We start from the raw sequence: 15,317 nt of genomic DNA, 5'->3' as shown, positions 1-15,317 counted from the left end.
TCTGCTCGCCGAGGCGGCTCCCCGCCTCCGAGTCACGTTCAATCGGTCTTCACTTCGGAGGGCAGCACCTCATACGGGTTCGTGCTCAGTGCGCCGAAGGCGCCCGCATCGGCGAGCTTGTCGAGCTGCTTCTCGTCCTTGACGCCGGTGGCCCACACATCGAGGTCCGAATCGGCCCAGGTCGACACGGCGTCAGCGCGCACTGCCACCGCGGTGTAGCCGGACTGTGCAAGGTCCTCGGGAGACGACGTCGCATAGTCCCCGGTGAACATCGCGTCGACGCCGGCATCGGCGGCGGCACGGGCCACCTCGGCGTCGGCGGTGCGCACGATCGTCGAATCCGTCAGCTCCGCCTCGGTGATGGTCTGCAGGGCGGGACCGGCGACCTTAGCGGAATCGATCTCGGGCAGGAAGACGGTGTCGCCGCCGAGCTCGTCGACGAGTTCGTCCCAGGTGATGGGCTCACCGGCCTTCGTGTCCTTGCGCGGAGGCGAGATCGATGCGTCGTCGAACTCGTCGGCGGTGACCTCGTCGAGGCCCTTCTTCAGGCCCATCGACTTCGCCGCGGTCTCGGGGTCGGCGGCGACGATCGTGCCGTCCTTCAGAGCGCTCAGGGTGGGCGCCGGGAGGTAGCCGAACTTCACGTTCTCCGTGAAGGCGAGCTTCGAATTGGCCGGGTACACGGCGGAACCGCCGTCGAGTGCGGCGACGGCCGGCGGATTGAGCGAATCGACGGTCAGCTGGTCCTTGCTGCCGAAGATGTTGAACAGCAGCACGCCGACGAGGGCGACGAGGACGATCGCACCGGCCCACAGGGGTGCGTTGAACTTCTTCGGCTCCGGACGCTCGGGCACCGGGAGACGCTCATGGGATTCGGGTTCGACCGCCGGCAGAGGGTCGTTGACTCCGCGCCCATAGCGGTCTCTGTCGACGCGGCCTGGCTTCCGCTTGCTCATCGGCTTCCGTCCTTCGTCGTTCCCGCTCCGGTCACCAGGCCCCTGAGGAATCCGGCGCCCCAGCACAGATGCATGGTCGGCAGCACGATGCCGAACCAGAACCGTTCCCGTCTCCCGCAGTCCTTCGCCGCCGAGGCGGTCGCGAGGATCCCGGCGATGTAGCCGAAGCTGGGCACGTGGACGAGTGAGGTGAATCGGCGGAGGAGCTTCGGCCACGTCTTCGTCCGGCCCGTCAGCTGCAGCAGGGTCTCGATGACGGCGGCGCTCATGCCGAGCACGAGCAGCGGTGGGGCGAAGTAGCGGATGGAGTTCTGCCCGCCGTAGCGGCGGATGAGCTCGGCGCGCCAGATGCCGGTCGCCCAGAACTGGCGGGCGATCTTCGACCACGTTCCGCGCGGCCAGTAGGTGACCTCCATGTCGGGGTTGAACCAGATGCGGCCGCCGGCGGTGCGGATGCGCAGGTTGAGCTCCCAGTCCTGTCCGCGTCGGATGCCTTCGTCGAAGCCGTCGAGGGTTTCGAAGACCTCGCGTCGGTAGACGCCGAGGTAGGCCGATTCGGCTTCCTGCGCCTCGTCGCCGGAGTGATAGGCGGGGCCGCCGAGGCCGACCGGGGACATGTAGGCGCGGGCGACGGCCTTCTGGAACGCGGTCCTGCCCTTCGCGAGCATGAGTCCCCCGCAGTTCGCGGCCTTGGTCTCGCGGAGGGTGTCGATGGCCTGCTGCGTGTATTCGGGGTTGAGTCCGGAGTGGGCGTCGACGCGGATGATGACCGGGTGACGGGTCGCGGCGAAGGCGAGGTTGAGCCCGATCGGGGTCGCGGCCTCCGGGTTGTCGACCGTCTGGATCCGCGCATCGGCGGCCGCCATGTCGGCGATGATGCGGTTCGTGTCGTCGGTCGAGGGGCCGAGGGCGAGAACGACTTCCTTGTCCCCGTCGTAGTCCTGGGCGAGGATCGTGGTGATCGCCTGCTCGATGTGCTCGGCCTCGTTGAGCACCGGCATGATGTAGGAGACTCCGGGTCTCTCGGCCAGCGGCGGCAGGCCCTCCGGGGTCAGGATCTCAATTGCTTTCGACACGCTTTCAATCTTCCCACATGTGCGCGGGCGCGGCCTTGAGGGGTCACACAGCCTGGTGGAGCCTGCGTCGGCGACCTGCGTCGGCGACCTGCGAGGACTCGAGGTGCCGGTCGGCGATCTGCGGTCCGAGGTGACGACGACGACCTCGCGGCCGATCAGCCCGCGACGACGGCCTCGATCGGCAGATCGTGCGTGCGGGCGAACTCGGTCCAGTGCGCGGTGGGCTCGGCGGCGAAGGCGCGTTCGAGCGCCTCGTGCTCGGATCCGAGGTTCGCGGCCAGTGATTTCGCGAAGTGCGGCTCGAGACAGGCGACGGCCACGTGCCCGTCCTGTGTGGCGTAGGTGCGGTAGAAGGGCGAACCCCCGCCGAGGTGGCTGCCCGGTGAACTCAGACCGTGCCGGGCCGGTCCTGCCGCCCAGGCGGCCGCCTCGTCGAGGACGACACGTCTGACGATTCCGCCCGTTTCCCCGCTTCCGCGCTGTTCCTTCCGGCGCAGACCGGCCACGGCCTCGAGCGCGGCGTGCTCACCGCCGAGGACGTCGGCGACGGGCACTGTCGGCATGCTTTCGGGCACGAGAGTGGCGTGCGCGGCCTGATAGGTGAGGTCATGTCCGGGGACATCGGCGCGGTCGCCTGCGAAACCGACGATCTCGACGTGGACGAGAGCGTTCTCCTCGACGAGTTCGGGCACGCCCAGCGCGGCCGCGGCCTTCGGGCGCATGGCGGTGAGCAGGATGTCGGCGTCCGCGGCGAGCTCGCTCAGCCGGCCGCGCCCCGCAGGGTCCTTGAGGTCGATCGTGAGGATCTCCTGACCTGCGGTCAGCTCCTCGTAATAGGCGGGGACGGCAGCGGCGAGGGCATCGCCGGCCGGCGGCTCGACCTTGATCACACGCGCCCCGAGGGCAGTCAATCGCGCCGCGGCCAGCGGCCCGGGCAGATTGCCGGACAGCGAGATCACTGTCACTCCGTCAAGCGGCTGCCGATCATCCATCGTCTCTCCTCAAAGGTGCGGGTCACGTGTCCGGTTGAAAGTGCTGGCCATGTGCAGTTGGCCAGGTGAGTCATGTGCGCGGGGGTCGGCTCGAACGCCGCCCGCTCAGAGGTTCTGCCACTCCGGCTTGTTCGCGTAGGCGTGCCGGTAGTAGTCGCCGAGCTGCAGGCGCGACGCCGCCGCATCGTCGACCAAGATGGTGACGTGCCGGTGCATCTGCAACACCGTCGCCGGCCACATCGCCGAGATCGGTCCCTCGACCATCTGGTGCACGGCCTCGGCCTTGTTCGCACCCGTGGCCACGAGCATGAGGTGGCCGGCCTCCATGATCGTGCCCATCCCCTGGGTCAGGCACAGCGTCGGCACCTGCTCGAGGTCGCCGTCGAAGAAGCGGGCGTTGTCGACGCGGGTCTGCTCGGTCAGGGTCTTCACGCGCGTGCGAGAGGACAGGGACGACCCCGGCTCGTTGAAGGCCACGTGCCCGTCGGTGCCGATGCCCAGGATCTGCAGGTCGATTCCGCCCGCCTCGGCGATCGCTCGCTCGTAGTCTGCTGACGCGGCGTCAAGGTCTTCGGCGAGGCCGTCCGGGCCATGCACGGCGCCGGGGCCGAAGTCGACGCGGGAGCCGATCTCCGTCTCGATGACATTGCGGTAGCGCTCGGGATGATCGGCGGCCAGTCCGACGTATTCGTCGAGCATGAAGGCCTGCGCATGGGAGAAGGACAGGCCGTCCTGCTCGTGTCTGCGGGTCAGCTCATCGTAGATGCGCAGCGGGCTCGATCCGGTCGCCAGCCCGAGGACGGGGGCCGCCTCGGTGCGCAGCAGCCGTTCGATGGCGTCGGCTGCCAGCATCGCCAGCGTCTGGTCATCGGCGATGACAACTTCCATGGGATCTCCCGTCTGCACTGCCTCGGCGTCGTCGTCCGTGCCACGCCCGATGACCGCACGGTGACGTCTCGGCCCTGGTCGGCTTCCACCTCGACGTCCGTTCTGCGTTCCATTGTATGAGTGCGCCGCGCCGTGATCGCGTCGCCTCACCCAAGCGCTCCGAACTTCGCTCACCTGGGGCGCGGCTCAGTCGCGGCTCGGTCGCCGCCCGGTCGCGCGGTCGAAAAAGCGCCCTTGTCATATGCTCCGGCGGTGTTCGACTACTAGGGTGGTAGGCAACAGCGGTCGCGTCGCGGCCGACATTACGACGCATTGGAGCATCATGACTGGATTCGCGGTCACCATAGTTGTAGTCATCGTCATTCTCGTCATCGCCGCTCTGCTGTTCGGCAAGCTGCGCACGAGCATGTTCTTCACGGTGAAGACGCAGGAGAACGTCATCGTCGAACGGTTCGGGAAGTTCAAGAAGGTCGCGAAGCCGGGGCTGAACTTCAAGATGCCGCTCGTCGAGACGACTAGCAAGCCGATCTCTCTGCGCGTCCAGCAGCTCGAGGTCAACATCGAGTCGAAGACCAAGGACAACGTCTTCGTCACCGTGCCGGTCGCGGTCCAGTACGTCGTCGAAGAGGACAACGTCGCCGACGCCTACTACCGGCTGGCGAACTCGGAGGAGCAGATCCGATCCTACGTCTTCGACACCGTCCGCTCTGCGCTGTCGGGGCTGACTCTCGATACGGCATTCGAATCGAAGGACGACATCGCGGAGAACGTCGAGCGCCGGCTCTCGGAGTCGATGAAGCGCTACGGCTTCAAGATCGTGAGCACACTCGTCACCGACATCACCCCGGATCCGAAGGTGCGCGACTCGATGAACTCGATCAACGCCGCTCAGCGCGACCGGGTCGCCGCACAGTCCCTGGCCGAGGCCGACAAGATCAAGCGCGTCACCCAGGCGGAGGCCGAATCCGAGGCGATGCGCCTGCACGGTGAGGGTGTGGCCTCGCAGCGCAAGGCCATCGCGAACGGCATCGCCGAGCAGTACGCCAAGCTCAAGGAGGTCGGCATCGACAAGACCGCCGAGCAGCTGCTGATGATGACCCAGTACTTCGACACCATGCAGAACGTGGCCCAGGAAGGGCGGTCGAACGTGCTGTTCATGCCCTCGAACCCGGGCGGTCTGGGCGAGATGGGTCAGGAGATCCGCAACGCCCTGTTCGCCGCCAACGCCGCCGAGGACGGCGCCACGCTGAGTGCTCCGGGCAGCCGGTATACCTCTAGTCACCGCTCGGATCGCGACGATGTCCCGCCGCAGCCGACGACGCCGCCGAGCTCGGGCGGGGCCGATCAGCCGAGTGCACAGTCGCTGAAGTCGAGAGCACAGTCGATCGCCCAGCAGTGGACGAGCCCACAGCGGCCTCCGCAGGATCCACAGCAATGATCGACCGCTGAGCCCGCATCGCGGGTCAGCCGCGGAACAGTCGCGAGACAGCCGCGAGACAGCCGAGGGGCAGCCGCGGGACGAACGCCGGACAGTCGCCCGACGAACGCCGGCCAGCACCCGGCCCCCGCAACGCACCACCGACGAAAGGACAAACCATGAGGGCCCTCTACACCGCAGAAGCACTGGCCACCGGCGAAGGCCGCGATGGCCACGGTCGCACGAGCGACGGACAGGTCGATGTCGATCTCGCCACCCCCACGGAGATGGGCGGCAGCGGCAACGGCACGAATCCCGAGCAGCTCTTCGCGGTCGGCTACGCGGCCTGCTATCACTCGGCGCTGCGTCTCGTGGCGGGCCAGACCAAGGCGAATATCGAGGATTCTTCGGTCGGCTCCCGCGTGAGCCTCGGCAAGGACAACGAGGGCGGCTTCCAGCTCGCCGTCGAGCTCGAGGTCACCCTCCCGCACCTCGACAAGGCCGAGGCTCAGGCATTGGCCGACAAAGCCCACAAGGTATGCCCGTACTCCAACGCCACCCGCGGCAACATCGACGTCACCATCAACGTCACCGACGATTGAGCTCGGGCCCCGCAGCTGAAGGGTCGGCAGACAGCACGGCTGAGGGGAGGGTGAAGAACTCTCTTCACCCTCCCCTCAGCCGTGTGCGGACTGACTGACCGTCAGCGCTCGGTCATCGCCTCCAGCGCGGAGCGTTCGACCGCCTCGGCGACGGCCGGCGCCACCCGGGAATCGAGCGCGCCGGGCACGATGTAGCCGGGAGCCAGGTCATCACCGACGAGGTCGGCGATCGCACGTGCCGCGACGAGCTTCATGTCATCGGTGATCTCGTCGGCATCGGCGTCGAGAGCGCCGCGGAAGATCCCGGGGAACGCGAGCACATTGTTGATCTGGTTCGGGAAGTCGCTGCGCCCGGTGGCCACCACGGTCGCATACTTCGCGGCGATGTCGGGGGCCACCTCGGGGGTGGGGTTCGACAGGCCGAAGATGATCGCTTCGTCGGCCATCTTCGCCAGGTGCGCCTCGTCGATGGTGCCGCCGGAGACGCCGATGAAGGCATCGGCTCCGTCGAGGGCCTCGCCGATCCCGCCGGAGATGCCGCGCGGGTTCGTGGCGGAGGCGATGGCCTGCTTGGTCTCGGACAGGTCGGATCGGCCGGATTCGACGATGCCCTTGGAGTCGAGGACGACGACATCGGTGACGCCGGCGTCGGCGAGGATCTTCGCCACTGCGACGCCTGCGGCACCTGCGCCGGAGACGACGACCTTGATCGAGTCGAAGGACTTGTCGACCACGCGCAGCGCGTTCGTCAGCGCCGCGAGGACGACGACGGCGGTGCCGTGCTGGTCATCATGCATGACCGGGATGTCGAGCGCGGCCTTGACCCGATCCTCGATCTCGAAGCAGCGCGGGGCCGAGATGTCCTCGAGATTGATCGCGCCGAAGGTCGGGGCCATGCGAATGATGGTCTCGACGATCTCGTCGGTGTCGTTGGTGTCGAGCACGATCGGGATCGCGTTGAGACCCGAGAAGCTCTTGAACAGGGCGCACTTGCCCTCCATCACCGGCAGGGACGCCTGCGGCCCGATGTCGCCGAGGCCGAGCACGGCCGAACCGTCGGAGATGACCGCGACGAGGCGGCCCGTCCAGGTATGGGTGCGTGCCAGCTGCGGCTCGTCCTTGATCGCGGTGCAGACCTTGGCCACGCCCGGCGTATAGGCGATCGAGAGATCGCGCTGAGTCTGCAGCGGGCTCGTGAGCTCGGCGGACAGCTTGCCACCTTCGTGCGCGGCGAAGATCTCCTCATCGGTGATCGGAGACTGCGAGTTCTGATCGGAGGCGGTGGAGTTATGGGCGGTGGTCGTCATGGTTGATCCTCGTGGTTGTGCGACGGCAGGGCGGTGCCGGTGCCATCGGCAGTGATCGTCGAAGCGCCGAGGCCCGTGTGGGTGCGTCGACAGCAGAGCTCGAATGAGCTCGAATGAACTCGAATGAGCTCGTCGACGGTGACGAACCGGAATGAGTTCGTCGACGGCGGTCGGAACGAAGAACTGGTCACCAGTGAAGGATGATCGGTGACGTCTGCGCGTCCCGTGGTGCAGACCCTAGGTGAAGGGCGCCGCGGTTGCGCGCTGTGCGGATACGGCTCGCATGGGGCGAGTACCGACCTCATGGGTCGCATCCGGCAACCCGATCAGCATAACCGATGACCTCCCCCATTTCACGCGAAAATTCGCTTAAATCGAGGCCTCAGGTCCGCTGAGGTGGCATGTTCTGCAGACCTTTCGCCGAGGCGGCTCCCCCTTTCCCGTTCCCCGTGGCAGTTCCCCGTGTCGGTCTTTGTGTCGGTTCCGGCGTCGGTTCCTGAGTCAGTCCCTGTGTCAGTGGCGGATGCGATGATGATCAGAGAACGAAAGCACAGTTCATACGAAATCGAGAAATATTCGAATCTATTTTATATTTCCTATGGCAACTGGCGTTTTGATCGTGTATCATGATGCTAAGAGCTTTTCAAATCAGCCACACTACTCCGACAACGAGGTCCGAGGCAGGTGAGAACAACATGAAGGGCACCACTACCCGGTCGGCTCCGCCGCGGGCCGGCAAGCCGGGAGCGACGAAGCCGTCACCGCGCTATGCCATCCGCTTCGAATCGAGCATGACCCGATTCGCGGAGGTCGCGACAGCTTCGGATCGTGCCCATTTCGCGGTCCTCGAGTCAGCTGCCGGAGTGGTGCTCGAGCAGATCTTCCTCAACCTCGAGTTCTCAGTGCCCGAGGGCTCCGAACCTTTCCGTTGCGAGACGATCGCAGGAACTCTGGCCCGTCGAGACGGGGAAGCAGAGGGAGACATCGAGGCCCGTCGCAGCGGAACCGACCGTCAAGCCGCCAGCGACCGTCCGGCCGGCAGCGGCCGAACCGTCAGTCAGACTGCCGAGACGACTTCCTCGTCTCTCGTGCCATACGACGAAGAGTTCGCTCGTGCCCAGAAGAAGGAGGCCGCAGAGTCCGCTCGACGCTTGCTTCCGGAGTTTCCCGAGTTCGATCCCCACACGTGTTTTGCGACGTGGGTCTACGACAACGTCGAATCCGAAGACCTGGTCGAGATCTCGACCGCGCTCGGCACCAACACCCCTCGCACCTATCGGCAGCTGTCAGCGGCGATGACGATCCTCTACGGCCTCCCCCGTTTCGCCGACCGTGTCCGTCGTGGCCAATTCACTCAGGCTCATATCGACGTCGTCTCCCAACTGTGCCGCAATCTTGCGTTCCAGCACCTTCCCGACGTCGACTCGTTCCTGGCCACTAAGCGGGCCGATATCACCTGCGAGACTCTGCGCAGGGCACTGCAGAAGATGATCAGCCTGCTCGTACCTCCGACCGACCTGACCGAGATCGCCACGAAGCGTCGTCGGGTCGATGTCGAAGGCAGCAAAGACGGCTCGGCCTGCCTCATCGTAAGCGGCCCCTCGGCGGAGATCTACTCCTGCTACAACCGCATCCGCGCCATGGCACACGCTGTCCATGGGAAGAACACGACGACGTTCAATCTGCCGTCCGGGATGGAGCTGAACGACGATCGGACCATCGACCAGCTCCAGTACGACCTGCTGATCAGGCCGGTCCCCGAACTGAGCGTCAAAGTCCTCTCGGTCGACCCGATCACAGGCATCCGAACCACCCACGAAGCTCCACTGCTCGATGCCGACGGGGAAATGGTTCCCGGAGTCGATTCCGACGCCGGTCTTGAGGACTTCGCCGAAACAGTGGCAAGGAAATCAACGAGTTCGGGATCGGCTGGTGGCTCGCCGACGAGCTCAGGATCGCCTCGGGTTGCACCCACGAGTCCAGGAACGCCCCCAGTCGCACCCACGAGTCCGGGCGGAATGCCCAGGCAGCACCCGGCGGACGTCGAACAGTCCGACGACTGCGCTGCCGGCTCTGCGTTCCGCCCGGACTCCGAGGACAACCTCGGTCCCGTGGAGTATTGGGTGAAGCTGCGGATGCCGACCAGTCAGTGGTGGCTGTCGCAGCAAGCCGCCACCGTCGCAACCGTTCCGTTCCTCACTCTGACCGGTGACTCGGAGCTGCCGGGCACTTTGGCCGACGGCTCGCCGATTCCCGCCGAGGTGGCCCGCACGATCGCCGGTCGTTCGAAGACCATCCAGAGGATCCTCACCGATCCCGCCACCGGAACCCCGATCGATGCGAAGGCCACGAGCTATCCGGTTCCGAAAGATCTGCGGAAGACTTTGGTAGAGCAGTGGAACAACTGCACCGTTCCCGGTTGCCAGCGCACAGCGGAGAAGTCTGAGATGGACCATGTCATCCCGTTCTTCCACCTCGACCCTCTCAAAGGAGGGCTCACTCGGTTCGGCAACCTCCACCCGCTGTGCAAAAAGCATCATGCGCTCAAGACTGCCGGGCGTCTGGGGGTCACTATGCCCGATTCCTGGCAGCTCGACTACGACTTCCGGCACGGGATCTCCACCACAGTGTCGCCTCCCGACCAGCCGATCAATATCGCTCAAGCTCTGGAATTCGCAGCCCTGGCCGACATGCGCCCTGAGCGTTGGCGGCTGCCCGAGCAGATGGCCCCGCCTCCCCCGATGGTGCTCGAACTCATGCCTGGTGAATCGTTGATTCGCCAGCGCGACGAGGCCAAGCGCCTCGCGGAGGAACGGGAAGCCCGGAATCGACGACTGTCACAGGCGCTCCAGGATCAGCGCGCAGCCCGACAGCGGAGGATGGTGCAGCGATCTCTCGATTGGGAGAATGCCGTATTCCAGCCCTGCCTCCCACCCGGTTCCGATGCGTCATCAATGAAACAGCTGACCGGCAACCGCTACTTCGCCGAGTTCACCGAACGCATGCGTCGCAAGAGCCGAAACAAGACTGGCATATCTGCGTCTGCCAAGTCCGCAGCCCGAGACCTCTCAACCGACAGCAGCACGACTGTCACAGGCACGTCCGACAAACCCACAACCGCCGACCGTGAAGGCGGCGCTCGCGAAGGAGACAACAGCCGCTCCCGCCGAGGCGTCGGCTCAGGAGCCAACGACCCCTGGGACGCTCGTTACACCGGTAACCAAGTGAACTGGGACCGCGACCTCGAAGTCGATCCCCCGCCGTTCTGATCACGTATACGAACCCGACAGACCGCTCTTCCTCTTCTCGGACCGCGCATCGCTTCCTGGACCACATAACCCTTCGAAAACGGCGCTTTCCTCTCCCGCCGCCCGACGCTCTCCGGACACTCCAGCGCTTTTCGCCGAAACGGGTTAGGCTCGCTGACAGAGCGGGCGCAGCCCGACTTCCTGATGACGCACCGGTGTCAGTGCTCGTCGTAAGGGAGCACTCGAGTCTGGAGCCCAAAACCGTGCCCAAGGCCGACCGCGCCGGCCCTTGAGGTCCACGCCTTCACCGCAAGGTCAGTCAATACTCGCAAGGCGGCTTCTTCGTCGGTCTGATTCCATACCGTGAGCTCGCCGTCGCTGTCTTCCGTGACGGTGTGAGTTCGTAGGGCCGTCGGGTCGACGATTTCGAACTCGACCTCGATTTGAACTCTGGCATTGTGCTTCATTGCATCATCCATGCACTGACTCTATCCCAAATCTGCGCCCATCCAGCCAACCCGACGGGAGACTCCTGCCGGGTGCTTTCTCATACTCAAAGGAGCGAACCCATGCCCGATAAGTTCGTCAAGAACATTGGCTGGAAACACTCATCTCGCGCCAGCTACGGTCACGGTTCCGCGATCCTCAGTGTCACCGTGCAGCGCCACGACCGGCGGTGCTCGACCATCGGGGCCTGGTTGTTGTCCGTCGATGTGTGTGACTGGGGAAGCGGCCGTGAGGTCAGGACACTTCCCAGATGATTTCCTCGTCGTTTGGGTCCTCTGACTGGCTATTGAAGTACCGAACCTGGGTGACGTTCGAATCGTCGGTAGCGTCTGTTACTACCCATCCTCGAATGCAGTCGCCCCAAGACACGTCGGTTTCGGAACTCAGAATCGGAGCGATCTCGTCGTTTCCCCACAATGTGCTTGCGGGGCCGTAGCGGCGATGGTCGTCCGACACAGCTGACCAGAACTCAGTGGTCACGTACGCGCCAGTGGAAGGGTCCCCGTTGCCGACGCAGACTTCAACGTCGATAGCGCCGATCCGATGGTCGGCAACATCATCAACTACCCGGTATTCGTAGGCCGTAACGCTTCCATCTTGCGGTCGCTCCACTGTGTCGCCTAGCTGGTGGACTGTTTTTGTGGGCGTAGGCGACGATGTGGCTGATGCTGATTGTGCTGTCGTTTCTTCAGCTGGCGAGGTATCTGCTTCGGTCGATTCGGACGGCGAGCATGCTGTGATGAGGAGAGTCGCGGACGCAAGTGTGGCAAGGAAAGTTTTCGGCATGATCGAATCTTATGTCGTCCCAAGCCGCTGCCGCGTGGCACTACCTCCTTAGTGCTCAATTCGTTATTGGACCGGTGCATAGTCGGTCGCTCATCAAGGTGACTCGCGGAGAGCCGGGAATCAAGATGGCAATACCCGCCGCACTAGCAGGCAAATCGGCGCGGGAGCGACTGATCCCCGGGGACGCCCGTTACACCGGTAACCAAGCGAACTGGGATCGCGATCTCGAAGTCGATCCCCCGCCGTTCTGATCACGTATACGAATCCGACCGACCGCCCTTCCCCTTCTCGGACCGTGCATCGCTTGCCGGAGCACATAACCCTCCGAAAACCGCGCTTTCCTCTCCCGCCGCCCGACGTTCTCCGGACAATCCAGCACTGATCGTCGAAACGGGTTAGGCTCGCTGATGGAGCGGGCGCAGCCCGCCTTCTCTTATGTTTTTCCTCAGCAGGAGTGGAATATGGGCGTGCTCTTTCTGGTCCGACACGGACAGGCCTCATTCGGCACCGACGACTACGACCGCCTGTCCGACCTCGGCAAAGAGCAGAGCCGCATCACCGGCAGCCACCTCGGCGCGCAGAGTGTGCATCCCGTTCGCGTCGTCCACGGTCAGATGCTGCGTCAACGACAGACGGCTGCAGGCGTCATCGAGGGCCTCGGTCTTCAGCTGGAGACCGATATCGACCCCGGGTGGAACGAGTTCAACGCCTGGGAGCTCACGGGCGCGCTGGGCGAGACGGATCCTCGTGCGAAGCACGATTCGAAGATCTTCCAGACCGTGCTGGAGCGCGGCTGCGCCCGTTGGGCCAGCGGTGACTTCGATACGGAGTACGGGGAGACGTTCTCTGAGTTCACCGATCGAGTCGACGGCGCGCTCGACAAGGCATTCTCGACGATGAGCTCGGGTGAGGCGACGATCGTCGTCTCGAGCGCCGGAGCGATCTCCTGGACGGCGGCTCGGCTGCTCGGCGGGGGCTTCGACCAGTGGATGGCGTTCAACCGGGTGACCATCAACACCGGCATCACGAAGATCATCACCGGGCGCAACGGCACCAGCCTCATCTCCTTCAACGACCACGGGCACCTTCCGCCGGCAGACGTCACGTACCGGTGAGCCTGCTTCGCCGATCCGCCTGGCCGACCTGCGTCGTTGATTTTCGGCGCCACTGTCGACAGACGCCAGAGGCGGAGTCGATATGGTTCGGCTCCGCCTCTGTTTAAGTCTCACGCTCGCGCATCATCACATCTGGGCGGTCTTCCGCCGCCGCGACACGAGGACAGCAGCGATTCCACCAATGATCAGGACCACGCCGAGGAGGCCGAACGTCACCGTCCCCGCGGCGCCTGTCCTCGGCAGTCGATCGCCGTCACTGCCGCGATCGTTTCCGTCGGTGTCGCTCGCAGATCCAGCGGCTGAGGTGCCGTCGCCGGCGGTCGCGCTCGACGCAGCAGTATCCGCGTCGATCGTGCCTGACGCGCCGTCATTCGCATCGATCGTGCCCGACGCAGCATCATCCGCATCGGAGCTCGTCGCAGCCGACCCGTTCGAGTGATCAGCATCCGAATCCGTGGTCGCGGAGTCATTGCCGTTCAAGTTCGCCGAGGTTGAGCTAGTGGCATCCGGATTCGTCGACGAGTCCGCGTCAGGATCCTTCGAAGAGTCCGCGTCAGGGTCAGCCGAGGAGCCTACGTCCGAGTCCTTCGACGCGTCGTCCTCTCCAGTCGGATCGGCCGTGACGTCGTTGCCCTCGGAATCCTTCGAAGCATCGTCTTCGCCGTTCGGATCGGTCGAGGCGTCGTCGTCGCCCTCGGAATCCTTCGAGGCATCATCTTCGCCCTCAGGATCCGCCGAGGCGTCGCCATCCGGATCACCTGCACCGACGTCCTTCTTGTTGACCACGTCGGAGAACGTCGCCTTCCGCTTCTCACCGTTGATCGTCACGGTCTGCGACTCGTCCGAGAGCACGTATCCATCGGGAGCGCTGGTCTCCTTCACGGTGTAATCGCCCCAGGCCAGATCCGTGACTTCGAACCGGCCGGCAGCCTCATCGGCGTCATGCTCTCCGTTGTCGGCCACGACGAAGTCTTCGCCGTCCGGCCCCGTCAGCGTGAACTCCGCACCGGCGAGCGCCTTCCCGTCTTCGTCGACCTTCTTCCAGCTCAGCGCCCCAGGAATCTGCTCATTGACGATCCGGCAGGCGATGATCGCGTCGGTGTCGACCGCCTCGGTGAGTTCGAACCCATCGGCGATGTTCCTGGTGCCGACTTTGCGTCCATCCGCGGTGCACACCGCGTTCGATCCGGCCTGCTGCTGCAGCCGGTAGCCTTCCTGCTGCTTCTCCGTGGCCTGCACGCCTTCGGCCGGCGTCTTCAGTTTGAAGCTCACCGTCCCGTCAGCGCTGGTGGTCTTCTCGACTCCGTCCACAGAGTCCGGGGACGAGATCGTCCAGCCCTCACCCGGGAACTTCGCAGTCGTCTTTCCGTGCTCCCCGACTCCGGGGTCGATGAGTTTCGTGACGTTGAGAGTTCCGCGGCAGCTCTTCGTGGCGATCTCGCGGAGCTGTTCGGTCAGCGCGGAGTAGTCGGAGACCACGTAGTAGTCCTCGCCTGCGGTCTGACCGGAGACCCGCTTGATGTTGGCCTCGTTGATCTCGCTGCCCACCCCCAAGCCGACGATCTTCGTTCCCTGCGACTTCAGCGCGTTCGCCGACTCGATGGCCTTGTCGATGTCGATCTGGTCGGTCCGCGTACCGCGGTCCGTGTTGCCCCGCTCGGACCCCGGCACCCCGTAAGCCGTGGGTTTGCCGTCGGTGACGAACAGGACCAGATCGTGGTCCGCTCCGTCGAGCTGTCCGAGTCCGCGGTCCCAGTTCGTGCCGCCTGAGTCCTGCGGAACTCGCCGGAGCGAGTCGATCCGCTCGGTGAGCGCGTTCACGGAATCGGTGGTGGCGACGGACGTACCGGCGATCGGCTCGTTGGTGCCATCAGGGCCGAAGGTTGCAAAGGAGTTGACCGAGACCCTGCTGGGGGTTCCGGCAAGACCGCCGGCGACGGCCTTCGCGGCCGCCTTCGAATCAGCGACATCGCGATCGGACAGGGAGTTCGACAGGTCGAGGACGACGCCGATATCGAGGCCGCACTTGTCTGCCAATGAGGGGTTCGGCTGGGGTTCGGGCGCCGCCTGCGCAGGTGCGACGGCAGCGCCGAGGAAGGCGAACGAGGCAAGGACGGACGATGCGAGGATCGCCGCCCCGTGCTTCGTCAGAGGATGTCGCGGTAGGGACAAGGGGATGCTCCTTCAGAAAGGGCCCACCGACTGCACGTTCGTCGAACGACAGGCGAGGGGATGCACTGACGATGGCGGGTTGAGGCGGCCCTGCAGCCACGTGGTTCCGCAGGGCCGCCTCGGATGAGTCCGGGACTCGGAGGGGACCCGAACCGACGGCTGTGCAACCGCCGGCTCGGGCATGGAGCGGCCTTGGGTCGTGACCTCTCCACAGACTGAGACCCGCGCGCGGCTGCTTTCGTTCGCGAGTT

Annotated in this window: 12 protein-coding genes; 4 read left to right on the top strand and 8 right to left on the bottom strand. The window is 65.0% G+C overall.

Annotated features, from left to right (window positions below; genetic code table 11):
• Positions 1 to 38: 38 nt before the first annotated feature.
• The 4 genes from IIE29_RS15385 to nagB all read right to left on the bottom strand — a co-directional run bounded on the left by IIE29_RS15385 (position 39) and on the right by nagB (position 3,912).
• Positions 39 to 956, bottom strand: coding sequence for a hypothetical protein (locus IIE29_RS15385; protein ID WP_209326184.1), 918 nt, complete (start codon positions 954 to 956; stop codon positions 39 to 41).
• Positions 953 to 2,032: a glycosyltransferase family 2 protein gene (locus IIE29_RS15380; protein ID WP_209326183.1), complete on the bottom strand. Its 1,080-nt coding sequence runs from the start codon at positions 2,030 to 2,032 to the stop codon at positions 953 to 955. The genes IIE29_RS15385 and IIE29_RS15380 overlap by 4 nt, the downstream gene beginning before the upstream one ends.
• Positions 2,033 to 2,187: 155 nt before the next feature.
• A complete protein-coding gene (locus IIE29_RS15375; RefSeq protein WP_209326182.1) occupies positions 2,188 to 3,024 on the bottom strand; it encodes a CoA transferase in 837 nt (278 codons plus the stop codon).
• 105 nt (positions 3,025 to 3,129) lie between these two features.
• Entirely contained in the window at positions 3,130 to 3,912 is a 783-nt protein-coding gene (gene nagB, locus IIE29_RS15370) for a glucosamine-6-phosphate deaminase (RefSeq protein WP_209326181.1), read from the bottom strand.
• A 322-nt stretch (positions 3,913 to 4,234) separates the two neighbouring features.
• On the opposite strand from nagB, the gene IIE29_RS15365 reads away from it, so the two are divergent.
• Positions 4,235 to 5,350, top strand: coding sequence for an SPFH domain-containing protein (locus IIE29_RS15365; RefSeq protein ID WP_209326180.1), 1,116 nt, complete (start codon positions 4,235 to 4,237; stop codon positions 5,348 to 5,350).
• Between the two features lie 158 nt (positions 5,351 to 5,508).
• Positions 5,509 to 5,931, top strand: a complete 423-nt coding sequence (locus tag IIE29_RS15360) for an organic hydroperoxide resistance protein (protein ID WP_209326179.1) — start codon at positions 5,509 to 5,511, stop codon at positions 5,929 to 5,931.
• Between the two features lie 101 nt (positions 5,932 to 6,032).
• Here IIE29_RS15360 and IIE29_RS15355 read toward each other — a convergent pair whose 3' ends face one another.
• On the bottom strand, positions 6,033 to 7,238 hold the full coding sequence (locus tag IIE29_RS15355; RefSeq protein WP_209326178.1) for an NAD(P)-dependent malic enzyme: 1,206 nt from the start codon (positions 7,236 to 7,238) through the stop codon (positions 6,033 to 6,035).
• Positions 7,239 to 7,933: 695 nt separating this feature from the next.
• Between IIE29_RS15355 and IIE29_RS15350 the strand changes: the two genes are divergently transcribed.
• Positions 7,934 to 10,507, top strand: coding sequence for an HNH endonuclease signature motif containing protein (locus IIE29_RS15350; RefSeq protein WP_209326177.1), 2,574 nt, complete (start codon positions 7,934 to 7,936; stop codon positions 10,505 to 10,507).
• 197 nt (positions 10,508 to 10,704) lie between these two features.
• On the opposite strand, the gene IIE29_RS15345 is transcribed toward IIE29_RS15350, so the two are convergent.
• Entirely contained in the window at positions 10,705 to 10,965 is a 261-nt protein-coding gene (locus tag IIE29_RS15345; RefSeq protein ID WP_209326176.1) for a hypothetical protein, read from the bottom strand.
• 262 nt (positions 10,966 to 11,227) lie between these two features.
• Complete coding sequence (locus IIE29_RS15340; RefSeq protein WP_209326175.1) at positions 11,228 to 11,779, bottom strand: hypothetical protein; 552 nt, start codon at positions 11,777 to 11,779, stop codon at positions 11,228 to 11,230.
• Positions 11,780 to 12,240: 461 nt separating this feature from the next.
• Between IIE29_RS15340 and IIE29_RS15335 the strand changes: the two genes are divergently transcribed.
• Positions 12,241 to 12,894: a histidine phosphatase family protein gene (locus IIE29_RS15335; RefSeq protein WP_209326174.1), complete on the top strand. Its 654-nt coding sequence runs from the start codon at positions 12,241 to 12,243 to the stop codon at positions 12,892 to 12,894.
• 126 nt (positions 12,895 to 13,020) lie between these two features.
• Here IIE29_RS15335 and IIE29_RS15330 read toward each other — a convergent pair whose 3' ends face one another.
• Positions 13,021 to 15,066 (bottom strand): SpaA isopeptide-forming pilin-related protein, encoded by a 2,046-nt coding sequence (locus IIE29_RS15330; protein WP_209326173.1) that lies wholly within the window; start codon positions 15,064 to 15,066, stop codon positions 13,021 to 13,023.
• Between the last annotated feature and the right edge of the window lie 251 nt (positions 15,067 to 15,317).

The organism is Brevibacterium renqingii (genome assembly GCF_017808095.1).
GTDB classification, from domain to species: domain Bacteria; phylum Actinomycetota; class Actinomycetes; order Actinomycetales; family Brevibacteriaceae; genus Brevibacterium; species Brevibacterium renqingii.
This window is presented reverse-complemented; position numbering and strand designations above follow the sequence as displayed.